The 12,564-nt window shown below is 67.8% G+C and carries 9 protein-coding genes; 2 read left to right on the top strand and 7 right to left on the bottom strand.

What is annotated here, in order from left to right; genetic code table 11:
• Positions 1-94: 94 nt before the first annotated feature.
• The 4 genes from POS15_RS10535 to POS15_RS10520 form a co-directional block, all read right to left on the bottom strand.
• The gene (locus POS15_RS10535; protein WP_088433050.1) at positions 95-430 is read right to left on the bottom strand and encodes a DUF3325 domain-containing protein; all 336 of its coding nucleotides are present in this window, start codon (positions 428-430) and stop codon (positions 95-97) included.
• Complete coding sequence (locus tag POS15_RS10530; protein WP_284128127.1) at positions 427-2,043, bottom strand: PepSY-associated TM helix domain-containing protein; 1,617 nt, start codon at positions 2,041-2,043, stop codon at positions 427-429. The genes POS15_RS10535 and POS15_RS10530 overlap by 4 nt, the downstream gene beginning before the upstream one ends.
• Positions 2,040-2,399, bottom strand: a complete 360-nt coding sequence (locus POS15_RS10525; protein WP_235318833.1) for a DUF3649 domain-containing protein — start codon at positions 2,397-2,399, stop codon at positions 2,040-2,042. The genes POS15_RS10530 and POS15_RS10525 overlap by 4 nt, the downstream gene beginning before the upstream one ends.
• Before the next feature lie 83 nt (positions 2,400-2,482).
• The gene (locus POS15_RS10520; protein ID WP_019185873.1) at positions 2,483-4,714 is read right to left on the bottom strand and encodes a TonB-dependent siderophore receptor; all 2,232 of its coding nucleotides are present in this window, start codon (positions 4,712-4,714) and stop codon (positions 2,483-2,485) included.
• A gap of 396 nt (positions 4,715-5,110) precedes the next feature.
• On the opposite strand from POS15_RS10520, the gene POS15_RS10515 reads away from it, so the two are divergent.
• Positions 5,111-7,471 (top strand): TonB-dependent receptor, encoded by a 2,361-nt coding sequence (locus POS15_RS10515; protein WP_284128126.1) that lies wholly within the window; start codon positions 5,111-5,113, stop codon positions 7,469-7,471.
• Positions 7,471-8,766: an aminotransferase class V-fold PLP-dependent enzyme gene (locus tag POS15_RS10510; protein ID WP_284128125.1), complete on the top strand. Its 1,296-nt coding sequence runs from the start codon at positions 7,471-7,473 to the stop codon at positions 8,764-8,766. The genes POS15_RS10515 and POS15_RS10510 overlap by 1 nt, the downstream gene beginning before the upstream one ends.
• Positions 8,767-8,826: 60 nt before the next feature.
• Here the strand turns inward: POS15_RS10510 and POS15_RS10505 are convergent, their stop codons facing one another.
• The 3 genes from POS15_RS10505 to POS15_RS10495 all read right to left on the bottom strand — a co-directional run bounded on the left by POS15_RS10505 (position 8,827) and on the right by POS15_RS10495 (position 12,541).
• Positions 8,827-10,119: a DUF445 family protein gene (locus POS15_RS10505; protein WP_284128124.1), complete on the bottom strand. Its 1,293-nt coding sequence runs from the start codon at positions 10,117-10,119 to the stop codon at positions 8,827-8,829.
• A 114-nt stretch (positions 10,120-10,233) separates the two neighbouring features.
• Positions 10,234-11,109, bottom strand: coding sequence for a plasmid replication/partition related protein (locus POS15_RS10500; protein WP_266085987.1), 876 nt, complete (start codon positions 11,107-11,109; stop codon positions 10,234-10,236).
• A 79-nt stretch (positions 11,110-11,188) separates the two neighbouring features.
• On the bottom strand, positions 11,189-12,541 hold the full coding sequence (locus tag POS15_RS10495) for an aspartate aminotransferase family protein (protein ID WP_284128123.1): 1,353 nt from the start codon (positions 12,539-12,541) through the stop codon (positions 11,189-11,191).
• Positions 12,542-12,564: the final 23 nt, after the last annotated feature.

Raw genomic sequence — 12,564 nt, 5'->3', positions numbered from 1 at the left:
CGGCGATCGCGATGCGGCGACGCCCGCGAGGGTGCGGCGGGTGCACCGCAGGGATCGATCTGGAGGTAGAGCCACGCCATGCGTGGCTGCTCCCTCAACGCGCGACCAGCGCCACCGCCAGCCCCACCACCGGCAACACCCAGGCCAGCGGCGCAATCCAGCGCGGGCGGTACGGATACAGCCCGAACGCGATCAGCAACCCGCTGATCGTCAGCGCGCCCAGCCACAGCACCGGGCCGATCGCCCAGCCGTGATCCAGCACGCACAATGCGAAGGCGACGGTCAGCAACGTCCAGCCCACCCAGCGCCACACCCGCATGCGCGATGCGCTGGCGCCGGCTTTGCCGTGCAGGTCCAGCTGGTGCTTGTCCATGGCCAGCGACAGCGCCGTGAACGCGGAGAAGGTCAGTGTGATCGCGAGCAGCATCATGCCGTCGCCTCCGCAGCAGCGGCCTGCTGGCGGCGCTTCTTCTCAGCCGCGCTCAGCGGTGGCTGCCAACGCTGCATGCGATGGCCGCAGTAGGCCAGCATCGCGCCGAAGGCGAGCATGGTCAGATCGAACCCGGCCAGCACCCAGTCACCGGTGCGCAGGGTGACGCCCAGATGCGCCTGCGTGGTGAAGGCGTTGACCACCGGAATCAGGGCGAACAGCACGCCCCCCAGGTACAGCTGCCAGGTCCACATCATCCGCTTGGGCCAGATGAAACCGGCCAGCAATGCGGCGGCCCAGGCATAGAAGAACGCATTGACCTCGGCGTTGGAGCGCTCGGCCATCTGCACCGGCAGCAGGCGATTGGCCAGGAAATAGGTGGCGAACGCGATCGGCAGGCCAGCCACCGCACCGATGTTGAGCGCGTCGACCAGGCGCAGGCCGAACCCGGTCTTGCCGGACTTGGCGTGCTTGGGCCGCTCCTTGACCGCCCACAGCACCACGCCGCTGGCGACCATCAGGCAGCCGATCAGGCCGGACAGGAAGAACAGCGCACGCAGGCCCCAATCGGCGAAGCGCGCCAGGTGCAGCCCGTACATCACGCCGCGGGTCTGGGTCGCACCACCGGAGGCCGGACTGGCCTCGAGCAATTGCCCGGTGACGGCGTTGAAGCGCAGCGACGGGGTATCCACCGACAGGCGCTTCCCATCGCGCTGGGTGATATCCACGATCGCATTCGCTGCGCCCGGGTGGTACAGGGTGAAGCCGGCGACATCCGCCCCCTTCCATTCGGCGCGGGCGCTGTCCAGCAGCTGCTGGATCGGCAGCGGCTTGGCGCGTCCTTCGGCCGGGGTCTCGATCTCGGCCAGGCGCGCGAAGGCCTCGCTGAAGAACGCCTCCTCATCCTTGGGGTAGGCCACGCTCACGCCCCACGGCAGGTACATGAACATCAAGGTGACGATGCCGGTATAGGTGATCATCGCGTGGTACGGCAGCGCCATCACCGCGCTGACGTTATGGAAATCCAGCCACGAACGCAGGCCCTTCTCCGGGCGGAAGGTGAAGAAGTCCTTGAAGATCTTCTTGTGCGTGATCACGCCGGTGATGATCGCCACCAGCATGAACATCGCGCAGAAGCCGACCAGGTAACGCGCCCAGTACACCGGGATGTAGTGCAGGTCGAAATGCAGGCGGTAGAAGAAGTCGCCACCGCGGGTTTCGCGCGCGGCGATTTCCTCGCCGGTGTTCGGATCCACGGTGGCATCGCCGAAACGGCCACCGCCGCGCCGGCGCCGCTCGCCTTCCACCGGCGGCTTGACCATTGATTCGGGGTTGCGCCAGAACATGCGCATCGCCGGGTTGCGCGGGTCAGGCAGGGTGACGTTCCAGCTCTCGGCCTGTGGCGCCTTGTGCTGCAGGAAGGTCAGCGCACGCTCGGCGGCCACATCGGCGGTGACGCTGCTGCGCGGCAGTTCCGGGCGCATCCAGCGGCTGATTTCCTCACGGTAGTAGCTGGCCGTGCCGGCCATGAAAATCAGCAGCAGCAGCCAGCCGACCAGCAGGCCGGTCCAGGTGTGCAGCCACGCCATCGACTGGCGGAATCCGTTCTTCATGCGGCCCCCTGCAGCAGGCGGGTGCCCACCCAGAACAGCACGGTGGGTATCAGGATGCCGACCCAGGCGCGCAGGGCGGTGCGGGTAGCGAACGCCCACAGCGCCGCGCAGGCGCACAGCACGATCGCCACCATCATGCCGGTCAGCACGGCCTGCCCGCGCGCGATCGGCAGGGCGACCGCGAAGAACATCGAGCAGGTCGCGGCCAGCGCGTAGCCGCCGAAGATCGCGGCGAGCGAACGTGACAACACACCCAGCCAGGGGCGGGTGAAGAAGGAACCAAGACGGTTGAACCTGGCGCTGGCGTGCGGCGTGCTGTCCACGGAAACCTGCTGATCGATCGGGGAAACGGGCATCACCGGCCGCAGCCGGTGATGAAGGATAGTGGCCATCCGTGGCCGTGTTCACTGCGCGTCGCAGTGGTCCCTTGGAGCCGGTGTCAGAGCTTCCAGCGCAGGTTCAACATCACGTTGCGCGGTTCGCCCCAGTACACGCCGTTGTAGAAACCGACGTTGCTGAAGTACTTCTTGTCGAGCAGGTTGTTGACGTTGAGCTGCGCGGAGAAGTTGTCGTTGAAGCGGTAGCCGGCGAACACATTCACCAGGTAGAACGCGTCCTGGGTGATGAACGCCGATTCGGTACGGCCGCTGGTCGCGTAATCCGCGCGCGGCTTGGTGCTGGTGCGGTAGATCCGGCTCTGCCAGGTCACGCCACCGCCCAGCGACAGGCGGTTCCACTCACCGCTCGGGCGCCAGCTGGTGTTGAGGCGGAAGGTGTCCACCGGGTTGGTGGTGTTCTGCGCCACGCCGGCCTGGTTGCGGATGGTGGTGTGCGCGAAACCGGCCGAGAGGTTCCAGTTCGCGGTCAGGCTGCCCTGGGCTTCCAGTTCCCAGCCCTTGACCTTGTTGCCCTTGCCGGTGGAACGGTAGGCGCTGCTGCCATCGGGCAGCGAGGCGGCCGGCACCGAGTCATCGAGCTCGGCGACATTGTCCTTCTCGCCCTTGAACACCGCGGCGGAGGTGTTCAGGCGTCCACCGAAGAATTCACCCTTCAGGCCAGCCTCCCACATGTCGCCGACCACCGGCTCCAGGTAGTCGTTGTTCTTGTCGCGGTAGTCCTGCGGCTGGAAGATGTCGGTGTAGCTGGCGTAGGCGCTGAACTGCCTGCTGAAATCGTAGACCAGGCCGAAGTACGGGGTCAGCGAATCGTCGGGCTTGTAGCCGCCGCGGGTGGTGCCGGTGCGGTTGCCGGCAGCATCGTGGGTGTAGCGCCAGCTGCGGGTTTCCCAGCTGCCGTAGCGCGCGCCGAGCACGGCCAGCAACGGATCGGCCAGCTGCAGGCGGGCGGCCACGTAGGCGGCCTTCTGCGTCAGCTCGTTCTCCGAGGCCAGCCAGTCATGCCGGGTGAGCGGCAACGGGGCGACATCCCCGGTCCAGTGGCGCCAGTCCGGCACGACGTCATAGCCCGGCGGCTGCGTGAACGCCGAGGCAGGCGATTCGCCCTTGCGCACGGATTGGCCGACGCCCGCCACCAGCTCGTGTTCACGGCCGAACAGCTGGAACGGGCCGCTGGCGTTGAGGTCGAACACGTTCATTTCGCTGCGCTCGGCGAAATGCGAGAGATAGGCGCGCACCCCGGTGCCGTCCGGTGCCGGATACCCCTGCGCGCCATACCAGACGTCGCCATCGGTGTTGCGCTTGGCGCGGGTCGCGCTGGCCTTCAGCGACCAGCCGTTGCCGAGTTGCTGCTCCAGGCGCACGAAGGTGGTCTTCTCCACGATCGGCCAGCTGCTCCAGCGTGCCGAGAGGTTGGTCGAGCGGGGTAGGTTGGCCGGCTTGCCGTCCGGGCCCCAGTACGGCACCACGCCCCAGGTCACGCCCTTGGTTTCCGGCGACTGGTAGTCATAGCCGACTTCGAACAGGGTGCTGTCGGTCAAGTCGGCCTGCACGATGCCGTAGAACACGTCCTTGTCCAGACGGTACACATCGCGGAAGGAATCGCTCTGCTGCTTGGCGGCCACGAAGCGCGCACGCACGCGGCCATCCAGCGCGATCGGGCCGCCGATGTCCGCTTCCAGACGCTGGTTGCCCCAGCGGCCCAGGGTCAGCCCGGCGCTCATCGCCATCTCCTGGGTCGGTCGCTTGCGGACCATGTTGATCGTGCCCGACGGATCACCGGCGCCGGTGGTCAGGCCGGTGGCACCGCGGACCACTTCGATGCGCTCGTAGATCGCGCTGTCGGTGTTGGTCTTGAGCGAGCCACCGAACGTGTTGAGCATCCCGTCGATCTGGAAATTGGTGATGCTGTAGCCACGCGAGATGTAGTTGATGCGCTCCGAATCGGTGACCGACACATGCACGCCGGTGACCTGGCCCATCACATCGGACAGGGCGTACAGGCCCATGTCGTCCAGACGCTGGCGGGTCAGCACGGTGACCGACTGGGGGGTGTGGCGCAGCGACAGGTTCAACTTGGTGGCGGTGCTGGCCTGCTTGACCGTGTAGGAATTCGGGATCTCGCCATCGGCGGTCACCTTGACCGTGTCCAGCGTGGTTGCCTCATTCGGCCCGGCCTCGGCAAAGGCGGGCAGCGCCGGCCCGGCGAGGGCAGCAACAAGCGCGAGGGTCAACAACGATGGCCGGGACAACGGTGACGCGGACGAACGGGTCATGGCAACACTTCCAATGTGGGAAAACGGCCGCACGCGCAGTGACGCTGCCGGGGGCAGCAGGGCAGCAGGGCAGGCGAGGCAGCGGATCAGGAGGTGTACACGGGGCGTTGCGCGGGGAAGGCGTGAGGCATCCGGGCGCCGGTTGGCTAGGCGTACAGCCGATCAGTGAATGATAGTCATTATCATTTCGTTAGACAAGCGTCATGGCGGTGTCGAAACCAGGAAAACGCCGTGCGCGGGCGTATGCGCGGGGGCGGCAACGACGGTCGTCTGCGTGTCACTGCCGGGCAATATCGCGTCAACACACTGTGAGGATGTCGTGACAAGCCGTCACGGCGAACCCCCACCTGTTCTTACGCGGAGTCGTCAGTGAATCGTTGTGTGCTTGCTGTAGCGGTGTCGTCCGTCCTTACCTTCGCCCTGGCCGCCGATGCGCGTGCCGAGGCCGCCCCGGCAGGGAATGCCGCGGCCCCCGCCACCCTGGACACGATGATCGTCACCGGCACGCGCGGCAGCAACCGCACGCAGTTCGACACGCTGGCCCCGGTGGACGTGTTCTCGCAGGAAGAAATCCAGGCGATCGAATCCTCCGACCTCAACGATGTGCTGGCCCAGCTGGTGCCGTCGTTCGTGGTCCAGCGCATGCCGATGAATGATGGCCTGGTGTTCGTGCGGCCGGCCACGCTGCGCGGCCTCTCGCCGGACCAGACCCTGGTGCTGGTCAATGGTCGCCGCTTCCACCGCTCGGCGCTGCTGGGCGCACGTGGCGCGCAGGGGCCGGACCTGGCCCAGATTCCGGTGCATGCGATCCAGCGCATCGAAGTGCTGCGCGACGGCGCGTCCGCGCAGTACGGCTCGGACGCGATCGCCGGCGTCATCAACATCATCCTGGATGACCGGGTCGGCGGTGAGCTGTCGCTGGGGGTCTCCGAGTACAGCGAGGGCGATGGCCTGGGCCGCAAGATCGGGGGCCGCCACGGCTTCGCGCTGGGCGACAAGGGCAGCCTGTCGCTGTTCGCCGACTGGGACAAATCCGATGCGACCTCGCGCAGCCGTCAGCGCGCCGATGCGATCGCCTTCCAGAACGCCCACCCGGAGCTGGCCGTGTCCGATCCGGTGCAGCGCTGGGGCCAGCCGGACCTGGAAAACCGGCATTTCGGCTTCAACCTCAACCTGGCCTTGAACGACAGCGTCGACCTGTACGGCTTCGGTCTGTACGGCCACAGCGAGGGTGTCAGCGATTTCAACTGGCGCAATCCCGACGGCACCGCCTCGGTCTACAACCGCAGCCGCGTATTCCCTGGCTGGGACGCACGCAGCCTGTACCCGACCGGCTTCAGCCCGAAGTACGGCAACGAGCAGGACGATCTGCAGGGCGTGCTCGGTCTGCGCGGTTACTGGGGCGAGCGCTGGCGCTGGGATGTGAGCGGCTCTTACGGGCGCAACCGCATCGACTACACGCTGGGCAACTCGATCAATGCCTCGCTCGGCCCGGACAGCCCCACCGCCTTCTACCTCGGCCGCCTCTCGCAGGAAGAGAAGAACCTCAACGCGGATATCGTCTACTCGCTGCCGGTCAGCGCGCTGGCCGCGCCGATCAACATCGCCTTCGGTGCGGAGACGCGCGAGGAAACCTACGGCGTGGATGCCGGTGATCCGGCGTCCTATGCGATCGGCCCGGGCGCGGTGACCGGCCTGGCCGGGGGCGCCAACGGTGCGCCGGGGTTCAGCGCGGCCAATGCCGGGCGCTGGAGCCAGCGCAGCCGCGCGGCCTACATCGATGTCGAAGCGCCGTTGACCGCCCGCTGGACCGTGGGCGCGGCGACCCGATACGAACACTTCTCCGCGTTCGGTGAGAGCGTGGACGGCAAGCTCTCCAGCCGCTTCGAGTTCACCCCGGACCTGGCGCTGCGCGGCTCGGTCTCCACCGGCTTCCGTGCGCCCACGCCTGGCCAGCTCTACACCCAGAGCACCCAGCAGGGCCTGGATACCGTGACCTTGCAGGTGTTCACCACCGGCCGCCTGTCGCCCAGCGATCCGCTGGCGATCCAGCTGGGGGCCAAACCGCTCAAGCCGGAGCAATCGCGCACCGCCTCGCTCGGTCTGACCTGGAAGAATGAGCTGGGCTTCTCCGGCTCGGTGGACCTGTACGACATCAAGGTCACCGATCGCTTCAGCCAGTCGGCCTCGTTCGCGGTGCCGGCCGGGGTACCCAACCCGCTGGCGTACACCTCGGTGAGCTTCTACACCAACGATTTCGATACCACCACGCGCGGTGTCGACGTGGTGGCCAGCCACACCACCGCACTCGGCGCGGGCCGCCTGAGCACCACGCTGGGCTACAACTACAACCAGACCCAGGTGGACAGTGGTGCCACCGGCGTGGCCACCAACGAAAGCCAGCGCCGCATCTTCGAAGAGCGCCTGCCGCGGCAGAAGGCCACGCTCAGCAGTACCTATGCGTGGGGCCGCTTCAGCGTGCTCGGCAAGCTGCGATACTACGGGGCATGGACAGACTCTTCGGGCAATGCCACCGGCGACATCTTCCAGCGCTTCGGGGCGATGAGCTTCGTCGATCTGGCGGTGAGCTGGAACGTCACCGAGCAGCAGACGCTGCGGATCGGCGCGGACAACCTCTTCAACCGCTACCCGGACGAGGCCAGCTTCCAGGCCAGCCGTGGCCTGATCTACTCGCGGAACGCGCCGTATGACACCGACGGCCGCAACCTCTACGCCGAATACCGGATCCGCTACTGATGGACCGGCAACGACGACATCTGCTGCGTGGCGCGCTGGCCCTGCCACTCGCCACGGCGCTGTCCGGTGCGACCGCCATGGGCACTGAGCCGATGCCGCTGCCGGCGGTGGGCACACGCACGCCGGCCGAGCTGGCCGGTGATGAAGGCTGGTGGGACCAGGTCCGCGCACTGTATGACCTCACCGACGAGGTCGTGATGCTGGACAACGGCTACTGGGGCGCAATGGCGCGCCCGGTACTGCAGGCGTACCAGCAGGCTACCGCCACGGTGAATGCCGGCAACGCCTGGTTCGGGCGGCTGGCGTTTCCACCGCTGTTCGAACAGGCCCGCGTACGCCTGGCACAGGTGCTGGGCGTGGAGACCGACGAGATCGTGCTCACCCGTGGCGCCACCGAGGCGATGCAGGTACTGATCGGCAGCTACCGCGGGCTGTCGCCAGGCGATGCAGTGATGTATGCCGATACCGACTACGACAGCATGATCAGCGCGATGCAGTGGCTGCAGGCGCGGCGCGGCGTGCAGCCGGTGGCGATCACGCTGCCCGAGCCGTTCGACCACGACAGCATTGTGGAGACCTACCGCCGCGCGCTGGCCGCCAACCCGCGCGTGCGCCTGCTGTTGCTGACCCACGTCAACCACCGCAACGGCATGCTGCTGCCAGTGGCCGAGATCGCCGCGCTGGCCAGGGCGGCCGGCGTGGAGGTGGTGCTCGACGCGGCGCACGGCATCGGCCAGGTGGATACCCCGCTGCGCGCGCTGGGGGTGGATTTCATCGGGATCAACCTGCACAAGTGGATCGGCGCGCCGGTCGGCGTCGGGGCGGTGTATGTCCGCCGCGGGCGTGTCCGCGATCTGGATCCGTACATGGGCGAGCAGGATCACGACGACATCCGCACCCGCGTGCACACCGGTACGGTCAATTTCGCGGCGTACATGGCGCTGCCGGTCGCACTGGACCTGCACGAGCGCATCGGTGTCGCCAACAAGCGTGCGCGCCTGCTGCGCCTGCGCGCTCAGTGGATGGACGCATTGCGCGGCGATGCGCGCATCCAGTTGCTGGGGTCGGACGACCCGCGCCTGTCCAGTGCGATCACCTCGTTCCGGCTGCGCGGGCAGACCACGATGCGCGACAACACCGCCACCTCGCAGCGGATGGTGAAGCAGTCGGGGGTGTTCGTGGTGCCACGCGAAGGGCTGGCCTCCGGCGCCTGCCTGCGGGTGACGCCGGGCATCTTCAGCACGCCGGCGCAGATGGACGCGCTGGTGGCGGCGGTACGGGCGGTCGCTGGCTGAGTCATCCCACGACGCTGGCAGCGATCCTGCCAGCGTCGCAGGGCGCGGATGCTTCCGGTGTTACCAGTGGAACCAGACGGTCAGCGCGTGCAGGATCACGCCGATCAGGCCGCCCACCAGGGTGCCATTGAAACGGATGAACTGCAGGTCGCGGCCAACGCTCAATTCCAGCTGCTCGACCAGGTGGCGTTCGTCCCACCCTTTGACGGTCTGCGCGATGTGCTCGGTCACGCCGCTGCGCAGGCGCGTGGTGAGGCGTTCGGCACCGTCCATCAGGTGCTGGTTGAGTGCTTCGCGCAGCGACGGGTCGGCCTGCAGCGCCTCACCCACCGAGGCCAGGCTGCGGCGCAGATGGCCGGCCAGCGCGGAGTCCTCGCTGGCCAGGTCGGCACGCAGCCTGGCGTGGATCCGCGCCCACAGGCCCTGCACGTACTCCTGCACGGCCGGGTGGTCGATCACCTGCTGTTTGAGCTGCTCGACCTTCTCGGCCAGGGCCGGGTCCTCGCGCAGCCGCTGGATGTAGTCGCTCAGCCAGGTTTCGTAATCGCGCCGCAGCGGGTGTTCGGGCTGGGCCAGGATCTGCTGCAGTTCTTCCAGCACCGCGTGCGCCAGGCGCTCGGCAAGGGTGTCACCGATCTCGTCGATCGGCTTGACCCAGTTGACCGTACTGGCCAGCTTGGGCCACTCGCGCTGGATGTAGCCCACGATCAGGGTGGAGGCGCGGTCCTTGACTTTCTCGTTGCCCAGCCATTCGCTGATGCGGGTCAGGCCTTCATCCAGCACGCGCTGGTGGCGGTTGTCGGCGGTGAGCAGGCTTAGCAGCTCACCCGCCGTGGCGGCTGCGTTCCATTGCCGCAGCTGCTGGATCACAAAGCCCTGGATGCTGCGCCGGACCGCCGCTTCATCAAGGAAATCCAGCGCCTGCAGGGCCCAGCCGCGGGCCATGTCGGCCAGCATGCGGGCCCGCGCCGGCTCGGCCAGCCAGCTGCCCAGGCGGCTGGCCGGATCGAACACCTGCAGCCGGGCCAGCAGCGCCTGGGGTTCCAGGAACTGGTCGCGGACGAACAGCGCCAGGCTGTCGGCGATGCGGTCCTTGCTGCGCGGGATGATCGCGGTATGCGGGATCGGCAGCCCCAGCGGACGCCGGAACAGCGCGACCACCGCGAACCAGTCGGCCAGCGCGCCGACGGCAGCGGCTTCGCAGAAGGCCGAGACCCAAGCCCAGATGCCGCGTTCGCCGTGCCAGTGGCTGACCGCGAAGCCGGCCAGCATCGCCACCAGCATGGCCAGGGCGATCAGTTTGAGCCGTCGCAGCTGGGCACGGCGGGGGTCGGGAGGGGAGAGGAGCGTCATCCCGGCAGTCTAACGACCCCGGCATGAGCAACAGGTAGTGCCGGCCGCTGGCCGGCAACCAAGCCCCCCCACCCGAAGGTCAATCGCGTTGCCGGCCAGCGGCCAGCACTACCCTCAGAGGTCCGCCACCTGCTTGCGCAGCGCGGCCAGCTGCTGGCGCAGGGTGTCGTTCTCCAGGGTCAGCGCGATAATCCGCTGGCGCAGCTCGGCCGGGCCTTCGCCCAGTGCGTTGAGCGCATCGGCGATCTCGGCGGCGCGGCTGGGGTCGACCTCGGCGTCGCCATCAGCGCTGTGCAGCACTTCCTGGGCCGGCTTGCGCGGCTTGCGCTTGGACTCGCGCACACGCTTGGCGGCCTGCTTGAGCTCGTCCTTGCCGGCAGCGGCTGCGGCACGCTGTTCGTCTTCCGGCAGGTCGGCCACGGCGGCCGCGGCGCTGATCGAGATCACCCCGGTCTTGACCGCTTCCACCAGTTCCGGCGCGGCCTGCTTGTGGATGCGCTCGATCATCGTCACCTGGCTGCTGCTCAGGCGCGCTTCGCGGGCCATGTCCGCGCGGCTGACCTTCGGTGCGGCGGCCCACGGCGGGCTGTCTTCGTCAGCGGCCTCGGTCGGCCCGCTGATCTCGCCATCGCTTTCCTTCTGCAGCTGGGCCTGATCGGCGCGATGGCGCTCGGCCAGGATGTCGCGCTTGCGCAGCGCCAGCACGCCACGCTGGAAATCGGAGACGCTGCGGCGGCCCAGGTGCTGCTCGATCATCCACAGATGGACGTCGTCCATCGACTGGAATCGCGTGTTCTGGATCGTCTGGAACGGCAGGCCGTGCTTCTGGCAGATGCCGTAGCGGTTGTGGCCATCCACCAGCACCTCGCCCCACAGCACCAGCGCGTCGCGGCAGCCTTCGGCGAGGATGCTGCGCTCCAGGGCGTCGTGCTCGTCCGGGGTCAGCGGGTCGATATAGGCCTTGAGTTCTTCTTTGACGACAATGTCCATGCAATCCGGTACGCGAGCGAAACGTGGCCGACCATTGTAAGGATCGCGGCGGCCGGCGTCGTCGCCGACGGATTCAGGCTCAGCCGGTGGCGCGGATCATCTCGCCCAGCACCTCCACGATGCGGTCGATGTGGCTGCGCTCCAGGATCAGCGGGGGCGACAGCGCGATCACATCGCCGGTGCAGCGCACCAGCAACTCACCATCGCGGAAGCAGCGCTCGAATACTTCATAGCCGCGCGCGCCGGGGGCGTCCTTGCGCGGCATCAGCTCGACTGCGCCGATCAACCCGAAGTTGCGGATGTCCACCACATGCGGCAGCCCGCGCAGGCTGTGCAGTCGCTCCTGCCAGTAATCACCCAGTTCCAGGGCGCGCTCGAACAGATGCTCCTCGGCGTAGGTATCCAGCGCGGCCAGCGCAGCCGCACACGCCAGCGGGTGACCGGAATAGGTATAGCCGTGGAAAAATTCGATGGCGGCCGCCGGGCCCTGCATGAAGGCGCCGTGGATCGCATCGCTGGCCAGCACCGCGCCCATCGGCACCGCGCCGTTCGTCAGGCCCTTGGCCAGGGTCAGAAGGTCCGGGGTGACCCCGAAGCGCTGGGCGGCGAAGGCGTGGCCGACCCGGCCGAAACCGGTGATCACCTCGTCGAACACCAGCAGAATGCCGTGCTGGTCGCAGATCTCGCGCAGGCGCTGCAGATAGCCCGGCGCGGGCAGGATCACCCCGGCCGAACCGGCGATCGGCTCGACGAACACCGCGGCGATGGTGGAGGCATCGTGCAGCGCGATCAGGCGCTCCAGATCCTCGGCCAGTTCGGCCCCGTGGCGGGGCAGGCCAGGGCTGAAGGCATTGCGCTCCAGATCGAGCGTATGGCGCAGGAAATCGCTACCGGGCAACAACGGCCCGAACGTCTTGCGGTTGTTGGGCAGGCCACCGATCGACATGCCGCCGAAGCCGACGCCGTGATACGCCTTCTCCCGCCCGATGAAGCGGGTGCGGTGGCCCTCGCCGCGCAGGCGATGGTAGGCCAGCGCGATCTTCATCGCGGTATCCACCGCCTCGGAGCCGGAGTTGGTGAAGAACACATGGTTCAGGCTGGCCGGTGCCAGTGCGGCCAGCCGCTGCGCCAGCACGAACGGCAACGGCGAGCCCATCTGGAACGGTGGCGCGAAATCCATCGTGGCCGCCTGCTGCTGGATCGCCTGGACGATCCGCGGCCGCGCATGCCCCGCGTTGCAGCACCACAGGCCGGCCGCGCCATCCAGGATCGGGCGGTCGTCGACGTCGTGGTAGTACATGCCCTCAGCGCGTACCAGTAGGCGCGGCGCAGCCTTGAACTGGCAGTTGGCGGTGAATGGCATCCAGTAGGCGTCCAGCTCTGCTGGCGCTTGTCCGGCCAAGGTGGACAACGACAACTCGGGACGAGGCATGGGGCACTCCGCAGGGTCGCGAC

Source organism: Stenotrophomonas sp. BIO128-Bstrain, from assembly GCF_030128875.1.
In the GTDB taxonomy this organism is placed as follows: Bacteria; Pseudomonadota; Gammaproteobacteria; order Xanthomonadales; family Xanthomonadaceae; genus Stenotrophomonas; species Stenotrophomonas bentonitica_A.
This window is presented reverse-complemented; position numbering and strand designations above follow the sequence as displayed.